This is a genomic window from Humidesulfovibrio sp., assembly GCF_031082295.1.
GTDB lineage: Bacteria > Desulfobacterota > Desulfovibrionia > Desulfovibrionales > Desulfovibrionaceae > Humidesulfovibrio.
Genome location: NZ_JAVHLD010000023.1, coordinates 16440 through 40516, shown reverse-complemented (window position 1 = coordinate 40516; position 24077 = coordinate 16440). Strand labels below are relative to the sequence as shown.

20 protein-coding genes are annotated in these 24077 nt (G+C 64.9%); all 20 read right to left on the bottom strand.

What is annotated here, in order from left to right:
• Positions 1-207: an XRE family transcriptional regulator gene (locus RDU24_RS11755; protein WP_308735956.1), complete on the bottom strand. Its 207-nt coding sequence runs from the start codon at positions 205-207 to the stop codon at positions 1-3.
• Positions 208-233: 26 nt separating this feature from the next.
• Positions 234-10763 carry a strawberry notch-like NTP hydrolase domain-containing protein gene (locus RDU24_RS11750; RefSeq protein WP_308735955.1) on the bottom strand — a complete coding sequence of 3510 codons (10530 nt, stop codon included), beginning with the start codon at positions 10761-10763 and terminating at the stop codon, positions 234-236.
• A 9-nt stretch (positions 10764-10772) separates the two neighbouring features.
• Complete coding sequence (locus RDU24_RS11745) at positions 10773-12167, bottom strand: hypothetical protein (protein WP_308735954.1); 1395 nt, start codon at positions 12165-12167, stop codon at positions 10773-10775.
• Between the two features lie 9 nt (positions 12168-12176).
• Positions 12177-12617, bottom strand: coding sequence for a hypothetical protein (locus RDU24_RS11740; RefSeq protein WP_308735953.1), 441 nt, complete (start codon positions 12615-12617; stop codon positions 12177-12179).
• Between the two features lie 13 nt (positions 12618-12630).
• A complete protein-coding gene (locus RDU24_RS11735; RefSeq protein WP_308735952.1) occupies positions 12631-13206 on the bottom strand; it encodes a hypothetical protein in 576 nt (191 codons plus the stop codon).
• Entirely contained in the window at positions 13206-13736 is a 531-nt protein-coding gene (locus RDU24_RS11730; protein ID WP_308735951.1) for a GNAT family N-acetyltransferase, read from the bottom strand. Before RDU24_RS11730 ends, RDU24_RS11735 begins: the two co-directional genes overlap by 1 nt.
• Positions 13733-13936, bottom strand: coding sequence for a hypothetical protein (locus RDU24_RS11725; protein ID WP_308735950.1), 204 nt, complete (start codon positions 13934-13936; stop codon positions 13733-13735). Before RDU24_RS11725 ends, RDU24_RS11730 begins: the two co-directional genes overlap by 4 nt.
• On the bottom strand, positions 13936-15714 hold the full coding sequence (locus tag RDU24_RS11720) for a hypothetical protein (protein ID WP_308735949.1): 1779 nt from the start codon (positions 15712-15714) through the stop codon (positions 13936-13938). The genes RDU24_RS11725 and RDU24_RS11720 overlap by 1 nt, the downstream gene beginning before the upstream one ends.
• Before the next feature lie 194 nt (positions 15715-15908).
• Positions 15909-16583, bottom strand: coding sequence for a hypothetical protein (locus RDU24_RS11715; RefSeq protein ID WP_308735948.1), 675 nt, complete (start codon positions 16581-16583; stop codon positions 15909-15911).
• Positions 16583-16942 carry a hypothetical protein gene (locus RDU24_RS11710; RefSeq protein ID WP_308735947.1) on the bottom strand — a complete coding sequence of 120 codons (360 nt, stop codon included), beginning with the start codon at positions 16940-16942 and terminating at the stop codon, positions 16583-16585. Before RDU24_RS11710 ends, RDU24_RS11715 begins: the two co-directional genes overlap by 1 nt.
• An 18-nt stretch (positions 16943-16960) precedes the next feature.
• A complete protein-coding gene (locus tag RDU24_RS11705) occupies positions 16961-18412 on the bottom strand; it encodes a glycine-rich domain-containing protein (protein ID WP_308735946.1) in 1452 nt (483 codons plus the stop codon).
• A gap of 11 nt (positions 18413-18423) precedes the next feature.
• The gene (locus tag RDU24_RS11700) at positions 18424-19062 is read right to left on the bottom strand and encodes a hypothetical protein (RefSeq protein ID WP_308735945.1); all 639 of its coding nucleotides are present in this window, start codon (positions 19060-19062) and stop codon (positions 18424-18426) included.
• 30 nt (positions 19063-19092) lie between these two features.
• Entirely contained in the window at positions 19093-19509 is a 417-nt protein-coding gene (locus RDU24_RS11695; protein ID WP_308735944.1) for a phage tail fiber protein, read from the bottom strand.
• A gap of 20 nt (positions 19510-19529) precedes the next feature.
• Positions 19530-20165, bottom strand: coding sequence for a hypothetical protein (locus RDU24_RS11690; protein ID WP_308735943.1), 636 nt, complete (start codon positions 20163-20165; stop codon positions 19530-19532).
• The gene (locus tag RDU24_RS11685; protein WP_308735942.1) at positions 20162-20830 is read right to left on the bottom strand and encodes a phage adaptor protein; all 669 of its coding nucleotides are present in this window, start codon (positions 20828-20830) and stop codon (positions 20162-20164) included. The genes RDU24_RS11690 and RDU24_RS11685 overlap by 4 nt, the downstream gene beginning before the upstream one ends.
• Positions 20831-20839: 9 nt before the next feature.
• On the bottom strand, positions 20840-21328 hold the full coding sequence (locus RDU24_RS11680) for a hypothetical protein (RefSeq protein ID WP_308735941.1): 489 nt from the start codon (positions 21326-21328) through the stop codon (positions 20840-20842).
• 36 nt (positions 21329-21364) lie between these two features.
• Positions 21365-22351, bottom strand: coding sequence for a N4-gp56 family major capsid protein (locus tag RDU24_RS11675; protein ID WP_308735940.1), 987 nt, complete (start codon positions 22349-22351; stop codon positions 21365-21367).
• Between the two features lie 9 nt (positions 22352-22360).
• Complete coding sequence (locus tag RDU24_RS11670; protein WP_308735939.1) at positions 22361-23389, bottom strand: hypothetical protein; 1029 nt, start codon at positions 23387-23389, stop codon at positions 22361-22363.
• Positions 23390-23437: 48 nt separating this feature from the next.
• Positions 23438-23680 (bottom strand): hypothetical protein, encoded by a 243-nt coding sequence (locus RDU24_RS11665; protein ID WP_308735938.1) that lies wholly within the window; start codon positions 23678-23680, stop codon positions 23438-23440.
• Positions 23673-24071 (bottom strand): capsid staple protein, encoded by a 399-nt coding sequence (gp10, locus tag RDU24_RS11660; protein WP_308735937.1) that lies wholly within the window; start codon positions 24069-24071, stop codon positions 23673-23675. Before gp10 ends, RDU24_RS11665 begins: the two co-directional genes overlap by 8 nt.
• Between the last annotated feature and the right edge of the window lie 6 nt (positions 24072-24077).

The window sequence follows — 24077 nt, the reverse complement described above, 5'->3', positions numbered from 1 at the left end:
TCACAGCAGCCCCTCCGGACACCCCCGCTCCAGCAGCCACTCCCGCCACTCCGGCGTCACCGTCTCCTTCCCGGACACCAGCATCTTGCCTGGATAGGTGTGGTGTACACCCATGTCACGGGCCAGGGCGGCCAGGCTGGCGTAACCTGCCCGGCGCAGCCAGAGTTTGACCCGCGCACGGCGCGGCAGCTTGGAATCATCGAACACCAGCGCACACTGCACGCCCACTCCCCCTATCTGTCCATACGCTCCCGCATCTTGTCGTACGCCCGGTTCACAAACTCATTGCGCTTCTGCGTCAGCGTGTCCAGGCGCTCGCGCTTCTGCTCCGGGCTCATGCCCCGGTCGGCGTGGATCAGCCGCGCCTGCTTGTTGAACTCGGCCAGGCGCAGCTCCACCTGGCTTGCCGCCCGGCGCAACCCCAGCTTCTCCCGGTTGCCCTCAATGATCTCCTGCGCCCGCTCCTTATCCCCTGTTCGGCGTAGATCCTTCACCGTGGCGTACAGGGTCTGCACCTCGCGGATCATCTCGTAGATTTCCGTGTCCTGCTTGCTGTGCCGGGCCGGGCTTTCGCGGTAAAAGCTGCGCACCAGGGGCATGTCCGAGGCACGCGCAGTCGGGCGGTCGGGATAGTCATACAAGGATTCCGTCACCATGTCGGCGGCGGAAAGCACATACGAGCCGAGCGTCCCAAAGAAGGCGTTCACCAGGTGCTCCAGGCGCTTGGGGCTGCGCAGGGCCTCGGGCAGGGGCAGGCCGGAGTCATCCAAGCCCTTGGCCAGTTCGCTGGCCGTGGCGCTGGTCCAGGGATCGCGCTGCGCGCTGGGGCGCAGCCGCGCCAGGCGTTGGCTCACGATGGGCCGACCAGTGAAGGCGACCTTGTTCGCCCATTCTTCCATGAACGGGGCAGCAACCTGGGGCAGACCCACATTGAAGGTCTGGGTGAGCATGTAGGCCATGCGCTCCGCAAACAGCGCGCCCGTGGCCTTGTCATCCACAAACTGCTCCACGATGCGCTCGGGCAAGGTGCCGAAGATCGCGCCCACCTCAAAGGGCTTGGGCAGGCGATAGTGCCCGCCGTCCACAAAGAAGTGGTAGTAGTTGTCCCGATCGAAGTCCTCCAGGGCCTGGAACTCCTCATCATCGCGGTTGGCCAGGTAGAGCAGCGTTGATGCCAGGGCCACCAGACCGCCCTTCATCAGGAACGCGCGCGGGTTCTCCATGTAGCCCCGGCCCAGGCGGTGCAGACCGGTCAGGCGCGCGCCGAAGAACGGCACGACCTCGCACAGGAAGCGGATAGCGGGCCAGTCGCCGCGCATGGAGTAGTCCATGATGTTCTTGGCCTCATAGGCCGCCTCCAGGTGCGTGGCACCCTTCCTGCGCATCTGGGCGTAGATGTCCGCGCGCGTGGAGTTCTCCACGGCCCCGCCCTTCTCCTCCCACCAGGCCCAGGCCTTGCCCATGAAGCTGGCCAGCTTCTTCGGGGTGTCGAGCACCGAGTCCTTGGCTATGCCATGCCTCTTCATGAGCCGGTCCACCATGATCTTGGCCGCCGCAGGATCGTGCCCCAGGGCGTGGCCACCCTGGAATGAGGCTCCGGCGGCCAGCATGTGTACGGTGTCCTCGTCCTGCCTGAGCGTCTTCACCAGCCCCCGCAGAGAGCCCAGCACGGGCTTGAAGGAGCCCGAGCCATCCACCGCCCAGGCGCTCAACGTGTCGCGCGTCAGGTTGCGCAGCATGAAGTCCGGCGTGGCCGTCACGCCGCGCGTCAGCAGACGTTTGAAGAAGCGCATGCCACGCATGCCCCAGTTGTTCCAGGCTGCCTGATTCATGGCCGTCAGCGCACGCAGCAGAAGCGGGTCGCCCACCTGGTAGTATACCGGCCTGCCCCCGCGCAGCACGTGCACGATGTCACTCCCCGTGGGCCTTGCCAGGTGGAACACGTTCTGGAGACTGGCGCGCTGGGCATCGTTCATGGACCAGACAGATTCCTTGTCGCCAAAGACCTTGCGCAGGGCGGCCTGCATGGCCCCGGCAGGTAGGCGCACAGCCTCCCACTTGAGCCCCGTTTCAAAGGCCGCGCCCGCCGCCACGGCGTTCTGCATGGCCAGGTCCATGGCATGGTTCTTTATGGCCGCGTCCACCAGGTGTGTGAAGTTTCGGACAATGTTTTCAAAGGGATCACCGATGTTGCTGGTTCCGCCCTTGAGGGTCTTGATGCCGGAGGTCTGGTTGGCCAGGCCCTTCTTGTCCTTGGGGCCGGTGATCTCGCCTTGTTCCGTCACACGGTAGAAGGGAATGTACTCGTCGTGCTCCCACAGCACTCGGCCAGCAGGATCGATGACGCCAGCAGCCTCGGCGAAATCCAGAACCTTCGTCTTGAAGCGCACGTAGTCGCGCCAGGCCTGGTCATAGTCGCGCTCGCGCCCGGCGTTCAGGCCCTTAAGCGCCTTGATCTCCTCCGGCGTGAACAGATTCTCGCGGCCCTCGGCGGCCAGCTTCTCCGCTCGTTTGGCCACCATCCAGGCGCACCAGCGGTCAATCTCGCCCTCAACGGGCTTGAACACGCTGGCAAAGCCCTTGTGCATGCCGTCCACGTCCACAGCACCATCACGCCAGATGGGCGCGCCGTGCTGCACAATGGCGGTCATTACGTCGCCCAAGCTCGTGGTCATGCGTGCCGCGATGTAGGCCGAGTCCTCCGCTCTCTGAACGCCTGCGGCCTCATCCACTGTGCGCAAGCTGGCGAAGCGGTCGAACACGCCCTGCTCGGACTCCGCGCGCAAACGGTCGCGCAAGGCCGCCACTCGCTCGCGCATGCCGGTGCGCGGCGCGCCGATCTTATCCAGGGCCGAATCCAGGGCCTTGCTCTGCCCCCGCGAGGGGATGGAAAAGCGCACCCCTTCTGCCGTTGCTGCCTGGCCACCCTCGAAGGTCCACAGCACGGCCTCGCGCACCACACCCTCGATCTCCGCATCCGAGAAGTTCACCCGCACGCCCAGCGTCCTGAGCATTTCTTTCACGAAACGCACCAGCTTCCGCCACACGCGCGCCTCTGGAGCGGTGAGAGCCTCCTCCAATCGCACCTTTTCCGTGAGCCGGGCCAGGTATTCCTCAGCCGCGCGGAGCTGATCCGCCTGGTTGGTGAGGGTGAAGCCGTAGGTATCGGAAATCTCGCGGAAGGCGGCCTTGCCCCCGGCGGATTCAAACACGCCGCGCAGGAACTGGCCAAAGCGCCGGTCGTCGCCAAACAGGCCGCGCAGGCCACGGTGGGCGCACTGCTCGTGCATCCACACCTCTACGGCCCGTTTGCGGCTCGTGAGGGCGTCGGCCACCATGTACACGGTGCCGTCATGGGCGTCGTACGAACCCTCCACCACGGAAACCTTTTGGGCGCGCGCCTCGCGCTTGATGCGCTGGGGAAGGTCCTCGAAAGTCTGCACAACAGTGAGAGGCCTGGCGTTCTTGGCCTTGGCCTGGATGTCCTGCAAGGCCCCGCGAACCTTGTTCGCGCTCATGCCCTGGCCAGGCGCGCCGTCCTCGGGGCGAACAGAGAAATGCACGTCTGCCGAAGCGCGGGAGTATGACTGCTCATCGCCCACCAGCGGATGCGTGGGCAGCATGCGCTCCATGAAGGCCACGCCCTTCTCACCCGTGGGCACAAAGAGCCGTGTGCGGTACTGGATGATCTCGGAGAAGGCCCCGAACTTCTTCAACTGATCCATCTGCCAGGCCACGGCCTCGCCGGTAACTTCGATGCGCATCTCGCCGGAAACGCGCCGGGCCTCAAGTTCGTACCCCCCGCGCAGCGACAGCTTGCGGCCCTTAAGAATCGCGGCCAGCGCCTCTTTGGGGCTGTAGTTCGGCAGGTCCACGCCCAGGCCCATGTTCTTGCGGGTCTGGTTGTATTCATCACGCGAGAGCAGGCGGCCCAGGTGCCTTTGCCCCTGGCTGTCCTGGAGTCGGTAGACGTTGGCCTTGCCGCTGATCTGCTTCCACACGGGCAGGAGCATGCCAGTCAAAAGCCAGCGTTCCTGTTCCTTGGTCTTTTCGGTTTCGGCAAAGGCCTTGTCCCAGGCCGTGGCGGCTTCCTTGGGGTCCATGGCCGCGTAGTTCTCGTGGAGCATGTCCATGCCGACACGGTTGGGGCTCTTAGCGTTCACCCCGCGCAGCAGGACCTTCTCCTCCATCTCACCGTCCAGGTTCTGTTTCACTCCGCCAGAGTAAGCGGCATAGACCCTGTCGCTGTTCTTGTTGCGCCACCAGCCTTCCGAGGGCTCACCGTGCTCGCGCAAAAGCCGGGCATGGTCCATGAGGTCGCGCAGCACATGCACCTTGAGCGCGAGGGCCTTTGTCTCCGCCCCGCTGCGCGTATCAGTGTGCAGCACTTCCTCGCGCACCACGTCAATGCGCTCGGCCTTGAGCGTCTCCATGCCTGTGTCCAGGTTGCCGTGGGCTTCGGCATTGGCGTACACGTCGCGCAGGCGCGACTCAAAGGCGTCAAAGACCTGGTTCTGAAAATCAACGGTCATGGACAGCAGGCGGTTTAAGAATTGCTTAATGGGCGGAGGGTCGAACCGAAGTCCAGTATCATCCTCCTTTTCCAACTTTAAGCCGGTTTGGCTGACGAACTCCTTGTAGTCCACGCCCGGAACCTTGCCGGAGTAGATGCTCTCGGCCAGCCACACCCAGGCGTCGTTCGCCAGGGTGTTCTCCAGGTTGTCGGCGGCGCTGAACAGGCCCTGGCTGCCGGTCTGGCGCTGGCCCTGGGTGAGCGCGCCGAGCTGGTCCAGCCTGCGGGCAATGGAGCTGGTGAAGCGCTTGTGCCCCTTCAGGTCCGTGGTGACGAGCTTGTAGTGCGGGGGCTGGGCCTCGTTTGAGCGGTGGGTGCGGCCCAAACCTTGCGTGGCCGCGTCGGCGCGCCAGCCGGGCTGGAGGATGTAGTGGATGCGCTTTTCCTGGTTCTTGGCCCCTCTGTCGGCGTGGTAGCTCCGGCCCGTGCCGCCCGCCTGGCTGAACACCAGCACGCGCCTGCGGCCGTCCATGAAGTCCTGGGCCTCTTTGGCCCCGGCGGCGGTACCCCGGCGCTCCTCCTTGCCCAAAATCACCCGGCGCGAGCGGCCCGTGACCTCGGCCACCATGTCCGGGCCGATCTCTTCCACGATCATGTCCAGCGGGTTGCCGGGCACCTTGAGCGCGCCGAGCTTTTCAAGGAGCCCGTCGCGCCGCTTCACGGCCTGGCGGTTCTCCACCGGGCTGCCGCCCGCATCCTTCACAATGCGCGAGCGCTCGTTTCCGTCCTCATCCAGGTACTGCTCGAACTGATGAATGGGGAAGGCCCGGCGCACATAGTCCATGAGCATCTGTCGGGGGGTGATGTCCAGGCTGGCCAGGTCCTCGCCGCTGATGCTGGCTTGCGTCAGCGCGCGCTCCTGGGCGGCCTCGTTGGTGTTGGTGAGCTGCACCACGCAGGAATGCCCGGCAGCCAGCTCGGCCTTGATGTCGGCCAAGACGCTCGGCATGGTCATGCTGGTGAGCACCTGGCCGAAAAAGCGCTGGTGGTTGCCCCAGAACAGGCTCATAGCCGCGCTCTTGGCCTGGCCGTTCTTGTCCTGGCCGGTCTCCTCCAAGGCGTCGTTGATGTTCTCCAACACGATCTGCCACGAACGGGCATAGGTGTCGTAGGCCTTGCGCTGGTACTCCGTTAGCTCGTGGTCCAGGCGGCTGTAGGTGACACCATCATAAGAAAGCGTGCGCGCCATGTAGCCGCCCATGGCCTTGAGGTCGCGGGAGACCAGCTCCATGGCAGCCACGCCGCCCGCCTCGATGGCGTTGACAAGGTCGCGCTTGTTTGCAAACGGCGCGCCCTCGCCCCACAGGCCCATGCGTTCCAGGTAGCTTAAGTTGCTGGGTTCGGTTGCGCCCGTGGCCGAAACGTAGACCACGCGGGCATTTGGCAGGCGCTTTTGCAGCTCCACGCCAGCCAGGGCCTGCTGGGCAGGCGGCTTCTTGCCGCGCGCGCCCTCGACCTCGATGGCGTTGCCCATCTTGTGCGACTCGTCAAAGACCAGAACTCCATCAAAGTCCTTGCCCAGCCACTTCTCTATCTGGTCCAGGCGACCGCCCGAAAAGGCTTCCTTCCCGGCCTTGCCTGCGCCCTTGGGCAGCTGAGGCAGCGTGGCGTAGGTGGTAAAGAGCACGCCATCACCGCGCTTGACGTCCTCGCCAAGCTTGGTGTCGGCCAACTGGAACAGCTTGCCCGAATCATCGCCAATGCCGCGCATGTCACGCCCGGCATCCTCGAACAGGCTGCCGTTGAACGTGACCCACACGGCCTTTTTTCGGCCCTGGTTCCAGTTGTCCAGGATGATGCCGGAGATTTCGCGGCCTTTGCCCACGCCCGTGCCGTCGCCGATGAAGTATCCCCGGCGCGAGCCGTCGGGCAGCAGGTCGGCGTGGGCCTGGCCAGCGTAGACCACCTGTTCGAGCTGCGCATCGGACAGCGCGCCAGACTCCACAGCGGCACGGGGCAGATGCGGAGCGTACGTGGCCGCAGGCGGCTCCACGGCGGCCATGGCCGCGCTTTGCACCAGGGGGGTGGGGTGGGGCTTCGCGCCCTTCACGCGGACGCGCTGGGGGCGGTAGGACTCGAAAAGCGCTTCGGTGATCTCGCCTTGGGACTCGACCTTGTGCGAGACGGCCTCGACCTCTACCGGGCGCGCGTCATGTTCACTCGCTCCGCGCTCATGTAGGCCGGGTTCTGCTCCGCCAGGCTCATGGAGAGATTGTCCAAGATCGCTGCCGCCAGCCGCTCCGGGCTCATTCCGGGACTGTGGTCCACGGGCACCTCGGGGCTCGCGTCCTCCACCTGGACGAGAATCGCCCTCTGCCCGTGCTCCGGCGTGCGCCGGTAGAGCAGCGTCTCCACGTACTCCTCCAACGCCGGGTCCTTGGCCTTCACTGCCCCCGTCTCCAGCGCCCAGTGCGCCAGTTGGAGTGCGTACAGGCTCTCCGGCCAGCTCTGCTGTCCGGCCTGCTTCAAGGCCTTCTTGGCCGCCCGGTTCAGGGGAGACTCGTTCTGCGGAATTTGCTCGGGCATCGCGCACCTCGGTCAAGGCGTCTATGGCCTCGTTCAGGTTCTTGCATTCGATGTTTACATAGTCATTACCATGAGGTGGCACCTTGTCAATGACCACCATGAGGTTGTCGAAGCTGGTGCCGTACTTCTTGTATATCTCGCCATCGAGGTAGACATTGGCGCGCAGGGTATTCTCTTCCCTGGTCTTTCGCCACCACTCAGCCATGTGCGCCTTGTCCGCGCCCATGCCAGGGGAGAGGATAGCCACCAAGCGCCCGCCGGGCTCCAGCCTTTCCAATGCCTGGTCCAGGTGCGCCGTCACGTTCTTGGTCTTGCGCTGACCCTTCATGCGCCCGGCGGTGGACGAAAACGGCGGATTCATAATGACGAGCGTGGGTTTTACATCCTCGGGCAGGATGTTGTGGAGCTGCTCGGCGTTCTCGCCGGTGACATAGGAAAAGCCCAGGGCGGACAAGAGCGCCCGGCGGCGCGGGTCCAGCTCGTTCACGTGTACGTCGGCCCCGGCGTTCTTGGCGAACATGGCCAGGCCGCCGATGCCCGCGCTTGGCTCCAACACCACATCCTTTGCGCTGGGCCTGGCCACCCAGGCGGCCACGGCGGCCAGGTGCGGCGGCGTGGAGAACTGCTGGAACTCGAGTTGCTCCTCGGTGCGCTTGGTCTGCGTGGGCAGAAGGGCCAGCACGTGGTCCTCAATCTCCTTGACCATGGCCTTCATGGCCTTGGCGTCCGCCTCGCCGGGATTCAGGCCGCGCGTGGCCAGGTACTGGTTCACGCCCATTTCCATGGCGTCGTAGGCTTCCTTGATGTTCCACCGCCCTTCCGCCTGTGTGCCGCCAAAGCCCTCGTTGGCCCAGGCCTGCAACTCGCGCCAGGTGAACTTTTCGCCCTTGGCCAGGGCCTCGGCCACGTTGCTGGCCACCGTCTTGGGGCCGGGAGGCAGCGCGGCCTGGGCGGCTTCGGGGTTGTTGTCCACGCCTTGCGGCTGTGCGGCCGCAGAGGCTTCGGCAGAGGCTGCGCCCTGCGGCTGGCCACCCTCGAAATATTCGCGGCTAGGGCTCCAGTCCTTGGGCACGGCGAACTGCCTGCGCCTGTTGCCGGGGTAGTAGCCCTTCTCCACCAAGATCGCGTCGATGCCGCGCCCGCCGGGGCCTGCCTTGTGGGCCACAAGCTGCCCGGAATCGTCGAAGGCCTCCAGCACGGGGCGTCCGCCAGGGTTCTCGCGCCGGACCACATGCGCAACCTTCTCTCCCCTGGCGCGCAGATCCTCGTTGGCGGCCAGGTTCGCCTGCTGGGTTTCGGCGTCCAGGCCGGTGTGCTGCGCGACCGGAGCGGCGGGCACGGGCGAGCCAGGAGCGACAGGCGCGGTGCTTTCCCCCGCCGCTTCACCCTGCCCTGCCTGATCGCCTGCGCTGGACCAGGCGTCTATAGCCGCGCGCAGATCGCGCTGCGTCTTGGTCGGCTGGGTGCCGGTCAGGCGATAGAACAACTCGCGCGAGTTCTTGTTGGTATCCAGGCGCAGGTAGTCCCAGAGGGTCTTTGCATCCCTGTTTTCCACGGCCTGCTTAACTGCGTAGCCTGTGTCCGAGTCCTCAAACAGTCCCTCGCGGGCCTCGATGACAAAGCCCCCAGCCCGATTGGCCATTACCGTGGCAAAACGGCCATTGCGGCGCAGCACACCAGCCTGGGACTCTGCCGCCGATTTGGTCGGGAAGGGCTTGCCGTCGGCGCGCAGGATGGTTTCAGGTACTGGCAGGGCCGCAAAGCTGGCCTTGATGGCGTCTTGCTCTGCACGCATGGCCTGGGAGGCTGGGCTGCCCTGCTGCTGGGCCGGGGCCTGTTGCACGGGTCCAGGCTGGGCAACGGGAGTGCCCTGCGGCCCGGCTGCCGGGGCCTGTTGCAGGGGTGCAACTGAATCCTGTTGCATCTGGGCCGGGGGCTGTTGCACTGCAACAGGCTGGGCCAGCGGCGCGGGTTGGGCCAGCTCGGGGCGCTCCAGGGCCGTGGCCGCCAACTCCTGCGCGGAGAAGGGCCGGGACAGTGCCTGCACAACCTCCGGGGCCAGGTCAAGGCCGAGGCCAATACCGCCAGCAGTCGGCGCGAGCGGCTGCGTCAGCAGATCCCTGGTTACGGAGGGCTGCGCGGGCTTTTCAACCAGCCCCAACCCGAGGCCGGCCTGGGTGTCGGCGGAGGCCAAGGGGCTGCGCGCGCTGTCTTCCGGCCGGAAAAGTTCGCTGGCCGTGGGGAAGGCGGCACTGTGCGCCTCCTGGTAGCGGCTGCGCAATGCGTCTTCGGCATAGTAGTCCTGGGCCGGGGCCGCAGGCTTCGGCTCGGCTGCGGGCGCGTCGTTGAGCAGGTCCTTGTGCTCGCCGGGGGCCAGGGCGGGCTCGGTTTTAAGGATGCCGAGCTTGTTTGCGGCCTTGCCAAGCGCCAGGCCCGTCCCACGGGTTCCGACGAACAGGGCGTTGGTGACGGGGGCCTGTTCCTTGTAGGCCTCAAGCAGCGTCGGAGCCTTCTCACGCAATCCAGCCGCAGCTTCTTCCTTGCCCTGACCCCACTGTGAGGCCGTCTCGCTCGCGTGCTCTCCAGCAAAGTCAAGGGCCTCGGCACCTATGGTCTTGGCGGCCCTGGTGAGCATGGTCTTTCCCGCAAATCCATGCACAACCTTGCCCAGCACGGAACCGAAGATCATATTAGAGGCCATTTCGGGAATGGCTTCCCAGGCACCGTAACGGCTGGCCGCGTCGCTGAACTTGCCGACAAGGGCGTCGGCTTCCTCCTGGGTGAGCCTGCGCTGTTCAGTCTTTTGCAGCTCCGCGTTGGCCTTCTCCAGCACGTTCGACAAAAACTCGTCGCGCTGCGAGAGGAAAGCAACGGGGGCACCCGCAGCGGCACCAATCGCAGCGCCCGGGGGGCCAGCGACAAGGCCGCCGACCTGCGCGGGAACGCTTGAGGCCAGGCCATACCCGGCGGAGCTTGCCGCGTCCGTGGGGCTGAAATACGAGCCCTTGCCAAGGATCGGGTGCCCGGCGTAGCGCAGATCGCGCAGGTTGTCCGCGCCTTCCTTGATGGCGCGCGACTTATCGGTGTAGTCGCTGCCGTCCGCGCTGATCTTGTTGTAAGGCTCGAAGGTCTGGGACAGCGCCCCCTCGTGCAAGTGGGCATCAAGGAAGCCCCAGCCCTGGCGCCCAGCCTGGAGCAATGTGGTGCCCACCTGGCGCGGCAGGGCCTTGAGCGTGTCCTTGGCAAAGGAGAGCACGCCGTAGAGGTCGCCCCGGTCGGCATCCGTCAGGTTGCGCGCGACATAGGCCTCGCGCGCGTCCCTGAGCGTGCCCGGCTCCACGTACTGGCCGCTTGCCCGCATCTTCTGGTCGAACAGCTTGCCCAGGAACTTTTCCCGGAACTCCGGCTTCTGTGTCGCAAAGTCCGGCCTCTCTGCATAGAGCGAGGCCACCTCGGGGTCATAGTCCGGCCCCAGGGTATGGGCCTTGACGAAGCGCTGACGCGAATCCGCCAGGTTCACCCCGCCGACCTGCTCAAGCCGTGGCGCAACCTGCTGGTCAAAGTACTGGCTCAAGAAATCACTCTTGAACTCCGGGCTTTCGCTTGCAAAGTTCGGGTCGGCGTAGAGCCCGAATACGTCGCTGTCCAACTGCGTCTGGGGCATCGCGGGCTCCTATTTCTTGGTCTGCGGACGCATCTTGTCGTACAGGGCGCTGGCCGCGCTGGACCGGGGAGGCGGGGCCACGCCATCATCGGGGCTAGTCGCAACGCCAGGCTGGCGCACAGATTTCGGCATCACCCCGCGCAGATCGTCGTAAGATTTAACCTCTTTCCCCGTCATGATGGTGTACTTGTGGAACACCGTGGCATCGGCCTGCCGCTCGGCCTCTTCAGGATCAATGAAGGGGTCGTTCTTCTGTGCCTGGGCCGCTGCCTTCTCGCGGTCAGCCAGGGCCATTTCGAGAAGCGACTTGGTCTTACCCTCGCCCGCGCCCTGGCGCAGGCCCAGGGCTTGCTCCTGGAGCGCAAGTCTGCGCCCTTCCATGCCCAGCTTCGCCTGCTCATGCTCAAGGGCACGCTGCTCCTTGTTCACAACCATGATGCCGGACTTGAGATAGTCATCGTTGCCGAGGGTGGCCGTGTGCGTTCCGGCCTCATCGAACACCGCGAACTGCCGGGTGGAGTTGTCCAGATTGATGAGCGGCACGACGCGCAGCTTCTCGCCTTTGGGTCCGGTGGCCACATGCCCGCCAGTCTCCAGGGCCTTGGCGTTGAACTCCATGTTCGTCACCCGGTGAGACGCCATCTGCATGGCGTAGTCTTCCTTGGACGTGCTGCCCACCAGATCAAGGGCCTCCCGCACGCTCATGGAGCGGCCCGTGGGCGTGTAGCCGTCGCCGGGCGTGGCATCGCCTTCGGCCTGCGGCTGTAGCCCAGCGTTGCGCTCGTTATGGTAGTGGTCGAGCGTCCTTGTTTCGGGGTTCCAGCGGAACTCGCCACGCAGGGGCAGCGTCTTGCTCAACTGCGCCAGAGTATGACCAGCCCCTTCCTCGTCGCCCTTGGCGGCCATGTCATTTGCAGCCACCAGCGCGGGGCGCACCACGTTGTCGTACTCGACAGTGCCCTTCTTGAGCACCGACCCGAGCAGGGCAACCTGGTTCTCCTGGGTGCCCAGGACCTGCTTCTGCACGCTGGCCAGAGCCTTTGCGCCCGCCAGGCTCTTCGGGTTGACCTGACCGAGGGCGCTCAAACGCTCTTCCGGCGTCTTGGCATTGTTCGCCAGCTCCATATACTCATTGGCCAGTTTGGACTCTTCCAAGGCCTGCCCGGCCTGGTCGGCCAACAGCCTGCCAGACTTGGCCTTGCCCTGCTGTTCCTGGGCCTTGGCCCAAACAGCACCAGAGACGCCCTCGGGCCTGGCCGCGTTCGGGTTAGACTCCAGAGCGTCCAGGCCCAGGCCCAGGCCACGCTCCTCGTCTTCCTTCTTAGCAGTCTCCCGGTAATCACGCAGGCCCCTGGCCACCTTCACAAAGTCATCGCCCGTCGGTCTTCCGTATTCGTCCGGCATGCTGCCCCCTTATGAAAACAGGTATGCGCCGATGCCAACCAGGGCACCGATTCCCGCGCCCCACGGCCCCATGGACGAACCCGCCGCCGTGGTCGCAGCGACATCGGCTCCCGTTGCAGTGGCTGCCTGCGTGGCCGCAGCGACAGAGGCACCCTCCACAGCAGCAGTGGTCTCAGCGGCAACAGTTGGCGCGACAACACCGCCAGCCACGGCACCGCCGCCAGCAACGGCCCCCTTGGCGGTCATGGCCCCGATGGTCTTGGTCAGCTCCGCACCGGCCAGTGCGCCGCCCATGCCTGCGCTCACCGCGCCGCCCGCCGTGGGGCCGGGCAGCGTCCTTTCCGTCGTGGAGCTTCTGTTCTGCCCCATGGCCGCAAAGGAGCTTTTGGCCCCGTCCATCATCTGGCTGGCGCGGTTCGCCGGGTTGTCCACCTTATAGAGTCCGAACATGGCGGGTATCCTCCTAGCCCATGCCGAGGTTGGAGGCCTTCAGGAGCCGGTCGTAGTTTTCGCTCCTGGCCAGGGCGCGGGCAGTGTTGGCAGACTGCGTCACCGTGCGGGCGCGGGTCAGGGCCTGGGAGCGGCCCAGGGTGTCGGCAAAGGCCTCGGAGTCGGGGTTCAGGCCCAGGCGTGAGAGGTTCCGGGTCACGCCCTGGTCCACGGTGGTCATGGCCTGCTCGGCGTCGGACCGCGCCGTGCCCGCAATAGCCTCGGCGTTCACGCCGCTTAAGCTCTCCTCAATAAACTTGTCGCGCACGGGCTTGGCCGCAGCCACCATTTCCCGGTTGGCCGCGATCTGCTCCTGCTCAAGCGGCTTGTAGTCGCTCTTCCAGAAGTCGAAATACTCCTGGGCCATGCCCTGCTGGGACTCGGCAATTGTGGCCATGCGCGCGTTGTATTCGGTGTCCTGGGTGTTCGTGGTCTGGCTGCCACCCCCGCCGCCCTTGCACAAGGCCACGGGGCCGTCGTAATCAAAGCCCTCGGCCTCCAGCACGGCCCCGCTCGCCATGTCGATGACAATCCTGGTGTAGACCCGCATCACACGTCCTCCCGCGTCACAGTGGTCAACACAGCGGGCAAGCTCGCGCCCGCCTCAGCGTCATAAGCGCCAAAGGGAAGCAGCCCGCGCCGCTTCCAGCCGCATTTCAGGGCGAAGGCCACAGCCAAAGGGTTGTCTGCGGGAGTGATGCCCACCAGCATGTCGAGGATAAATGCCCCGTCGTCTCCGCGCATTGTGATCAGCTCGCGCAAGCAGTGCCTGCCAAGATCAAGGGCGTCCTGGCCCCAAAACTGGCGAAAAGTGAAGAAATTGGCCTGGGCAAAGCGCGCCTGGAAACGGTTCAGCCAAACGCAGCCAGCCGTTTCTCCGCGCACGTAGGCCACGTAAAAGGCCGTGTGCGGGGCCTTGGCCATGCGCAGGAATGCGCCCTCGCCTGTAATGCTCCGGTCTCGGAACACATGCGCGCAGCCCTCAGCCACCACGCGCCGATACAGCTCCAGTATCTCCGAGTCCTTGTAGCTGGGCACACCGTCCACCTCGACATAAGGGCTCATGCGAAATTCGTTCATCGTCCCTCCTGCGCCTGACGCTCCGCAGCTTCCTGGGTAGCAAGCCCCATCTCCACCAGATCCTTGAACGTCACGGCCCGGCCCATGCGGTCGGGCACGCCATGCACCAGGGCCATGAGCGCCTGACGTACGGCCCGGAGAAAGGCTTGCACCCAGGAGGGCACGCCGTCGCGCACATCGGGCAAGAGCGGCGTGCGCATCAGCTTGCCCTCAGCTCGGCCATGCTCCCGGCCACGCTCACGCGCCGCACATCCACGGCACCAGAAATACACACCCAGGCCTCACGCCCAGAGGCGGCAGGCAAGGGGAAGGGGGCGGGGCTCGTCACGTTGCGCCGGTATACCTCGCGACCATCAACATAGAGCTGGAAGGCCAGCACCGGCTCCTCGCTGTAGGCCGCGCTCACGCTGTCCAGGATGTCTCCGCCGAAGATCACGCTGCCGCACAGGGCCGTGCCCAGCCTGCCGCCCAGGTCCCCTGCGGCGATCTCGTCCGCGTAGCTCTCGGCCAGCGCTGCCCGGCGCGCCTCAAACTCCGCCTTTGTCAGCATGGGCGGAAATTCGGCCTCCACACGCGCAGCGGCCATGTTCACCGGGGCCGGGAAGCGAAAGACCTTGCTCATCCACTGCGCGCTGCATTTGATCTCATCGCCCTCCCAAAGGGCCACGCTGGTGCGCCCGCCGGATTCAAACCCCAGATGCAGCCTGCGGCCCTCAGGCTCCAAGTAGCCGCATGTGGAGTAAGCCCACAGGCCCAGAAGCATGCCAGGTGCGGCCAGGTCAAAGATGAACCCGCGACGCATGCCGCTCTCGTCCTCGTGGAAGCAGATGTAGCGCTCGCCCAAGCCCCAGGCGCGGAAAGTGTCCGGTCGCATGGCCTGCCAGAACTCTTCGGAGATGACGCCTGCCGTCAGGTTCTCCGGGCTACTGGAGCCGCCGCCAACCAGGTACAGGCCGTCCACGCCGGGAAAGAGCACGCCCTGGCGCATGGACACCACGCCGCGAGGCCCAACACAGGGCGTAATGCCCTCCAGCTTTCTCGGCACCGTGGCTGTCACGTCGTCGCAGCTCACCACGTAGGCTGAGGCCTCGGTCAAGATCACGAGATTGCCGCCCGTGGCCGCCAAGGCCACGATGGGGTGTTCCAGGCTGTGCGAGAAGGCGCGCGGCCAGGCATAGGGGGCAAAGGGCTGACAGAAATAAAGGCGGTGCCCCACAAACCCGGCGAGCGACCCGCCATGCACGGCGGTGAGACCCTGGAGCCCATCAGGCGGGGGCAACCAGCCCTCGGTTGGCAGTGCCTCGCCAAGATGCGAGGATGGGATGCTGTCAAGATACGAATCCTCGTCCGCGTCGATCTCGGCCACGAGCTGTTCCAGGGTGGCCTGAGTGCCGCTCACGCCACGGTACAGGCGCTTGTGCGCCACAGTGTTGCGCCTGGTCATATCCGGCAAGACAAGCCCCGAAACCTGCACAGGCTGACCGGTCTGCACATCCATCAGCGCGCTGGCCGGACTGGGAGCGCTTTCTTCGCCCAGATCACTCACGAGGGTGAAGAGGTAGTACGTGCTGTAGATGGCGTTCGGATCGCCCTCGCCCTGGACCACACAAGTGGGCGTGGCCGTTGGGGCCGGGATGCCCAGGCGCACGGGTGCGCCCGCCCAGCCGCCCTCGGCCCGGCGGAACATCATGGCCCCGGAGCCCAGCCCGGTGTAGTATACCCGGTCCAGCTCGTCCGAGGCCACCAGGGACTGGCACACGCTCACCGGCTCGAAAAAGGTCATCCACTGTCCACCATAACGCAGGATGTCCTGAACGCCGCGCACGGCCAGCCGCGCCTCCACGCGCATGCGGCGCAGGGCCTTGAGCGCGCCCGAAGACAAGACACAGTCTGCCGCGACTTGCGCCTGGTGGGGCTCAAGCAAACGCGGGTCAATCAAGGGCCGCATGCCGGAGAATACGGGGATGTCAAAGCGCATGGCCTACCCCCGCTCACACTGGCAGGCGTCGGGATCTCCAGCACGTAGCGCCACTGCGACAATGGGTCTCTCGCACACCGGGCAGACCTTGATCCTACAGACGTATAGCGGAGCAGATTCCTGGCGAACTTTGGCCGCGTCCAGAGCCTGCGTGCAGAGCGAAAGCTCCAGCGTATGGGGTTCACCCGCCACGGCTACGCCCCCCGCCCCCATAGGGCTTGTGCGTGTTCAACCAGCGCAATATCCCACTTGTTCGCCTCCGCGAGAAGCGGGATGTGCTTGGCGTAGAAGCTCACGGGGCGGATGTCGGCTGACGGGGCGTTCCAGAGGTCCGGGGCCACACTCCAGCCGTACTTGGACGCAACACGGGCGTAGTCAATGTCGAAGGACTCCTGGAACAACACCTCGTCGAACTTGGCAAGGTTCGCCTTGGCAAGCTCCAGGTGCTCGGCTGTGACCATGCCGAAGGGAACATAGACCCCAGCCAGACGCCGGACGATGCCATTGTCGTATTCCCGCATGTCCACGGAATGGGCCTTGCTGTAAACCTCCGACGGCGTAGCGTACTCCAGGGTGGAATGCCCGCCACCACGCACCGGGTCGGGCAGCAAGAAGAAGTTGAACATATCCACCACCCGCACCACTGGGTCACGCAGGGAGGTAATCCATACATCACCCGGCTCCTTGGTCAGCTTGGCGATGCTGCGGAAGGTCGTGGCTGCCTTGGTACCAACAGGGATGTCGGTGGGCATGAAGTCCTCAGCACGCTCGTTCGGGTCAAAGAACACCTCTTGGCCAGGGAACTGTTTGAGCAGGGCCGAGTTGAACGATCCTCCCGCAGTTCGGTGGTTGTGTTGGTAGACGAACACTACAGCACCTCCTTGAGCTTGAGCCGCAGGCCATCCTTCATGGCTTTGCGGGTCAACATGATTTCAGGCCACGCGCTCATAGCGACAAGCCCCTTCGTGTTGAGAACATCCATCACGTCCTCAACGTGGCGCGGAAGGGCGGCGTCCAGTACCTCAAGTTGGCTCAGGATGTCGCGGAGCGACGGGGTGAGGGGCGTGGTGGGGGGTGGGCTAAAAACCCCGTTGGCGTATGTCCAGCCGGGCGTTACTTCATCCCCGCAGGGAACGTAGAGTGTCCACGAGCCTTCATGCAGGGCTTCCAGTGCCGGGAGGTCAATGGTCCCCTGCACTACCCCTTGGATGACGTAGGCATATTTCATTGAGGCATCCTCCTTGAATCACCAGTAGATTTCGCAGTAGCCGTCAGCGCCATGAGCAGCCTGGACGTAGTGGTTTCCAGAGGCACCGCCGCCGCCTACGCCGCGAATGTCCTTCGGCTGGTAGTTAGGATTCGGCGGATGGCGCTGTTCATCACCAAGCCCAGACTTACCTCCATACTGAACGGCAGCGCTCTCGGTGCTGGCGTACGGAGCACCCCCGGACATGTTGTAGTCTCCTCCGGTGGCCGTGCCGCCCGTTCCAGCGGAACCTCCATTGGCGGTCATCATCGCGGCCTGCCCCTCAACGGCGAAAGTCGAGGGGTATCCTGCGTAGCCAGATGTGCCGCCGTTCTGAAGTCCCGTGTTCTGCAAGCCACCAAGACCAAGGACAATTGTGTACTTGGCCCCCGGCGTGACCGTGAGGGTCTTAATACAGCCGCCGCCACCGCCGCCACGCACACCTCCTTGGTTGCACGTCCAGGTTCTTCCACCGCCACCGCCTCCACCAGCCAGCCACACCTCAATGGACGTGACGCCAGCGGGAACCGTGAAGGTGTAAGTGCCAGCCTTGTAAACGCCCCATGTGCGATCGGTCGCCATGGCCGGGAGCAGCGCGGGGGGGATTTTGCTGTTGGAGTCGAGCACGGGGATATTTCCGCTCCCCGTTCCGGTGTTGGCGTATGCGGCTGAGCCAAGGTTCGCGTTTGTGGGCACCTTCTCGGCATCCGTGCCAGTGTTGAGTTGTGCAGCACTTCCCAGGCCCAACGTCGCCCTCGCCGTCGCTGCATCGGCATCGTCCATAAGGGTCCTGCCGAAGGTTGATACAATGCCCTGCGCCTCGGCGATAACCTCAGCCTTGGTTTTTCCACCCAGGGTATCGGAGTTGGCTGCGTTGCCATACTTTGGCGCGGACTCCACCTCCAGGCCCAGTTCCACCAAGGCCAGCCCCGCGTCCACGGTGCAGCTCTGCACGGTTATCGTGGTTGCGCCCCCGGCATAGGACGAGGTCGCCACATAGCCGAAGGCGTCCGTGGTCTGGATGAGGTGCAGCGCACGGTTCGGACGGAAAATATCCGTCACGTCGCCTGCGATGGTGAAAGTGCTGGCGTCCACACGGGTAGGCAAAAGCAGGTTCCTGGAGTCGTCCATCGGGCGCACCCAGCGCCCTTCTGCCAAGCGCGCCCAGGCCTCGCCGGTGACAACCAGCTCAAAGCCCGCGCCAGCCGGGAAGTCCTTGGCCGTGGTGCCCTCCCGCCCGCGCAGGATGGTGATGCGATTGCCTTCCCTGGCCGTGGCCAGGACGTACTCGTAGTTGCCCGCATTATCCCTGATGCGCACCGGAAACACGTCTCCGGGGTATTCCAGCACCGGAAACTTCGACGTATCGGCGGTCTGGATCTGCACCTCGGTGTCGGCGGCGGCAATTGCCACCACAAGCGAAGAACCGGCGTTGTTTGTCAACCTGATCATGCGCACCTCTCCTAGAATAGAATCTGGGGAAGCTCGCCCCCAGCGATAAAGTCCACCCGTACGCCAACGCCCTTGAACAGTGGGTAGCCTCTGGCCATGGCCGTGGATTTCCCATCAGAAAAGACCTCGCCCGCCACCTGCATCGCCCCGGCCACATCAACGTCCGCAGCGCCGTTGGCGAAAACCTCCGTCCACGACTCGACGGATGGCAAAACAACCCCACTGGCTCGGCCCTCCGTCTCCGTCACGGCCACATGCGAAACGCCAGGCAGGACAGCATCCGGGGACCGCCCTTCGCCTTCCACGGGGCTGGAAGCCACAAGAACTGGCAACACCCGCCCCAAGGAATCACCCTGACCCTGCATTTGGGCTGCGAGAACAACTCCGGACGACAGTTCAGACTCGGCACAGCCAACACCGGAAATCGAGAACGAAACCGGCACTGCCCCAATGACCTGGCTCCCCCCGGCCCCAACGCCGAAGACGCCCGCGCCCACCAGCAGGGCGGGATCGAATGCGGCTTCCGCCTGGCCAGAAGCAACGCAGGGAACTGTTCGCAGCACCAATGGAAGAACCGAGACCTGTGTCTGCCCGGTAGAGGCAATCTCACCCTCCACCAGATGCTCCCCGGCAAAGGGCACGGTGCCCACGCGGTATGTTCCAAGGGTCGGCACAGGTGCTTACTCCTCAGTCAAATTCATGTCCCCGGCGCGGACGCGGAAGCTGTCGCCCGCCCAAACCCTCTTGTATTCAGCAGGGTCGCCGTACTGAGGCAACGCGCCGTAATGCAGCACATTGCCGCCCGTGGCCGCGTCCATGACGGCCCAGGCCTGCATCTGGCCCCAGTCTTCCGTAGCAACGTCAAAGTCCACGGAAGCATCACTGGTCGATTTCCCGCCAGAGCCGAAGGCCACGGCGGCAGGCATGGTGAAGGCTTCCCGCGCGTATCCGCCGCCGGAAACCTCATTTGTCAGCGTGCCGTTTTCCAGGCCTGTGACACTGGTGAACAGCGCCAGATAAACCGTAGGCTTGGCGAACGCGGCCACGCCCAGGGAGTGGTCCAGCAGCTTCCTGGCGAGATACTTGCTCTTGGCCATGAGTGTTCCTCCTCAAAAGGTCAGTCAAAAAATGGTCTGTACTGCGAGCTTGCGGGCGCGCCCGCGCCGCCCTGCTCAACATTGATGGTGGCTCCGGCCACGCCATCCTCAAACTTCTTCTCGTAAAAGGCTCCGCCGCCCGGATCACTCCAGGGCCGGTCGGGCATGAGCATGAGCTTGGATATGGCCCCGTGGGCGATGGTTGTGCCGTGCTTGGAAAGCAGGAACTCCGGGCCTTGGGCGCTATTTACTGCGGGGATGAGGACCACCTCGACCAGGAGCGCGCCGGGCACGTCTTCCTGCGGGGTCGGGTACAGGCGCACCACGTTCGGCTCGGTGAAGATGAAATGCGTGAGTGCGCACGCCGTTTGCTCCGGCAGGCTGCGCCACTGATCAGGCGTGAGCGGCGTGAGGCGTGCCCCCTGGAAGCGCACGGACAAAACGCAGCGAATGTCGGCCTGGTCGGGCGGACGCAGGCCGTAGGCCCCTTCTCCGGCCAGCACATCGGAAACCAGGGACTTGTCTGTCCAGATGCGGGCGCGGGCGCAGAACTCACGCGCGGCCTCGCGCACCTGGGCCGCCATGCCCGAGACCGGGCATTTGGCCGTGGACTGCCGCACCAGCGGCACGAAATTGCGCCAGGAGGTGAAGATCATCGGCCTTGCTCCTGCTGGAAGTTGGGCGAGAACACGAGCTTGGCCTTGGCCTCTTCACCCAGCACCAGGTAGTAGCGCGAGAGGTGGCGCTCGCCCTTGGCCATGTCCTCGCCGCTGGCGTCGTTGCGGGAGTATGCCCGGTACATCATGTACTCGCGCAGGGGTTCGGCCCAGATGGCGTTGACGGGCAGCTCCGCCTCCATGCTGGAAATTGCGGGGGGGATGCGGGCGTAGGACACGTCCACGTACACGCCTGCGGCTGGCGGGGGCGAGACGTAGAAGACCGTGGGCACGGTATCGTCGTAGACGAAGTGGTCAATGACGCTGGAAAAGCCCTCAATGTGCCATTCCTGGTTCGCGGCGTCCAGATCGTCACGCGAAACGGGAGTGACGGGCAGGCCGGGGGTCTGGCCGTCACTCCCCATATTGCGCACGATGCTTAAGAACCGGGCACCGCCGGGGGGCAGGTTCTGCTTGGTGGAGCCGGTGGTCAGGAGCACCGGGGCCGTCACTGAGTACGCATCGGGCCGCAGGAGCACCACGGCGCACATGGCGTCGCTTAAGTACCCCAGAAGCGCATCCGCCTTCCAGCGGGTATGCTCGTGGCCTTCCTCGTAGTCGTTCAGGTCCCGTGCGACCTTGATCACCAGCTCCGCAGCCTGCATGAGCGCCCCCTAGATGATGACCTGGATGTTGAGGCTCTGAACGTCGTGGCCGTCACCCGGATCAGGGGCCACAGAGTTCAGCAGGTTCTTGTAGACGCACCTGGGCACCTCGACTTCAATGTCGCGGGGGACCATGAACTCCAGGCCGTTGACGCAGGTAAACACGGGCTTGCGCCCGCTGGTCCCCTCGCCGTTCATGATCTTGATCTTGACCTTGGCGTCGTTGCGCACCTCGTGAAAGGCCGTGGCTTCGGCCTTCGAGGTCTTTTTCGCAGCAGCCGCAACCTGTCCCTGGACCTCTTCCAGCTTCGCGGCCAGAGCATCGGCCTGCTCCGCCTTGGCGCTGGCCTCGGCCAACTGGGTTTTCAGGTCTGCCACTTCATCGGCCTTGGCGTTGGCCTTGGCCAACTGGGTCTCCAGGTCCTTGATGCGCTTGGCATCGTCCGGCGCAGGCGCAGCGGGGGGGGAGTTTTGATCGTTTTGTTTGGTCTCAGCCATGGCGAGTATCCTCTCTTTTACCTTTCCGGTTACAGGCTAGGCCTTGACGCCAGCCTCAAGCCGCGCCGCCCAAGACTGGTTCAGGAACACGTTGGCCACGTAGGTGATCCAGGCCACGCTGCCGCGCTGACCCATGGGGTCGCCCTCGCGCGGAACGCCGGGGTTCAGCACCTTGGGGGTAACGGCGTTCGGCCCCTTGAACACCACGGAGCCAAAGGCGTGCTGGCCCAGGAAGATGTAGGGGTACACATCGGCCTTGACGCCGGTGGTACTGAGCATCAGGCCAGCGTCCCCGCCAGCATCGGGCCAGGGGGAGAGCAGCGGCGAGGCCACGAAGCGCACATCATCGCAGGCACCGATCTCGGTCGGGTAGATGAAGCCGCCGCCGTAGTCCTTCACGGACACGAAGCCGTCCAGCTTGCGCACGTCGCCCACGCAGTCGGTGTGGCACAGGCAAACATAGGCGGGCTCCACGGACTCTGAGTTGAACTCAGCGCCGGACTTGACGCGCTTGGTGATGCGGCGCGCGTGCTGGCGGCTCAAGAAGCGCACAACGCGCGTCACGTGGTCGCGCGAGATGACGGTATTCACGGCGGCGCGCTCAACGCCGTTGGCGAAGAACGCGCTGGTGCCGCCCTTCATGGTCCCCAGGCGAATGGTTTCCAGCATGGCCCCAGACTGCTCGCCGCAAAGGGTGATCATCTCCTGGAGCACGTTGTCGGTGTGCAGATCCTTGACCACGTCGGTGAGGCCGAGCCAGTCGCCCACCTGGCGCAACTGGGCGGTGATGGTTTCGCGGGTGGGCTTCTTGCCCGCCGGGGTCACGCCCTCGACCACGTAGTTGGGGGTGAAGTCGAGCGGGTTGTAGCGACCGAAGTTGATGGTGTCGGTCTTGTTCTTTTCCAGGGGCTTGCCGTCCACAAACTGCTCGGAGACCAGGAAGGGGGTGGCGTGCTCCAAAAGCACCGGGCACAGGTATCCAGCGGTGTTCGGGCTGATATTTCCGTAGGTGGTCGGGTCCATGACGAACTCCTATTTCTTGGTTATTTTGACCCCCGCCTTCCACCCGGCCTCGAAGTCGTCCTTGTCAGGACCACCGCCGACGACAGGCGTGGGGCTGGGTCGCGAGGGAGGGGCCAGTGCGGCCTCTGCGGCCTGGCGCGTCTTTTCCTGGCGCGCCTTGGGGCCGATTTCTTCCTTGAAGCGCGAGAGCAGCGCACAGACTTCCTGCGCGGTGCCCTCGGTGCGGATGCGCTGGATCTCCACGTAGTCCTTGCCGGGCTTGGCCTCGGCCCAGGCATCCACGCGGGCCTTGTACGCATCCAGCTTGGCCTTGTTCTCAGGCACAGACATGTCGGCGCTTTGAAGCGCGCCGTAGTCCGGGTGCGCGGTGTGAATGACCGCGAAGTGGGCCTCATGCAGGTCGGCTGCGGCCTGCTCAACTGCGGCCACCGTTCCGTTCAACCGCCCGCGCTTGTCGGCGATGCGGTCGGCCATTTCCTCCACAATCACATGGTCCGGGCCGTACTCGGCCAGGGCCTTGCGCAGGCGTTCGCCGTCACCGGAGTCCTCGGCCATGAAGGCCGCGTACTTGGGCTTGGCCTTGGCAAAGGCCTCCACATCCTCGCGGATGTCCTCGGGCACCTCGGCCAGGGGTTTGCCCACGGCGTCGGCCTGACCAGCGCCAGAGGCGCGCAGGTTCTTCAGTTCTTCCTGGGCCTGGCGCAGGCGGTCCTGGGTCTGGCGCAAGCGCCCCTGTTCGGCGTCATAGAGCTGCGCCTTGCGGCGCATGGCTTCCGCGTCATCTTCAGCCGAGGGCTCTGCGCCTGCGCCCGCGCCGTTTTCGCCAGAGGCCTCATTGCCTGTGGAAACGGGTTTTGCGCCCTGCCCCTCGTCGCCCGTGCCGGCCTTGTCTTCCCCATCGCCGGTGCCCGGCTCCGCATCGGAATCGGCAGCACCCGCAGCCTCGGAAAAGGCGGCGGCAAACTCGGCTTCAGCCAACGCCTCGGCGTCGACGGGTCCCTGTGCCTCTTGGCCCTGGTCTTTGTTAAGCTCGCTCATTGTGTCCTCCCCCTCGGGCCGCTTGCGCGGTAGCCGACGGTCGTTTGGTTAGTTCTCGTCGCTTTCGGCCTGCGCGTTTTGCCGGGGGGTCATTTCCTCCAACAGCTCACGCAGACCTAAAATCTTGCCTTGCAGCGCCTGGAAGCGCTCCGGCTTGACCTTCTCAAGCTCGTCGCGTTTCTCCTCGATGAGGCAGTCGCACAACTCACGCACGCCCAAAATGCTATGCGTGCCGTAGCTGTCGCGGCAGACCCGCAGGGCCTGCGCTTTGCGCGCCTCAAGGCTAGCCATTGCCCTTGTCCTTGCTCGCATCCTTGTCCGCTGCCTTGCCCTTGGTGGCGTCGTCCCAGCCCTTCTGGAATCCGTCCTCGCCCTCGCGGGTGATGGCGATGTCCGTGATCTGGAACCCGAGGCCCAGGCGCTTGCCGCCGTGCTGCGTGTCCTCGTCGCTCACGCGGGTGGTCTGGGCCTTGGCCTGGATCTGCACCACCGCGCCCGCATCGAAGTCCTTGATGTTCAGGCCGAGCGCCTTGATCGCATCGCTGTCGAGGCTAATCTCAAGCCCGTAGGGATACTTGGGGCCGTCATCTTCCTTGCCGCAGCATGTCGGCACGCAACTGCCCGCCGTGCTCTTGTCCCCTTTCTTCGGCTTGGGGAGAGCCATGTTCACCAGCTTCGCCACTTTCGC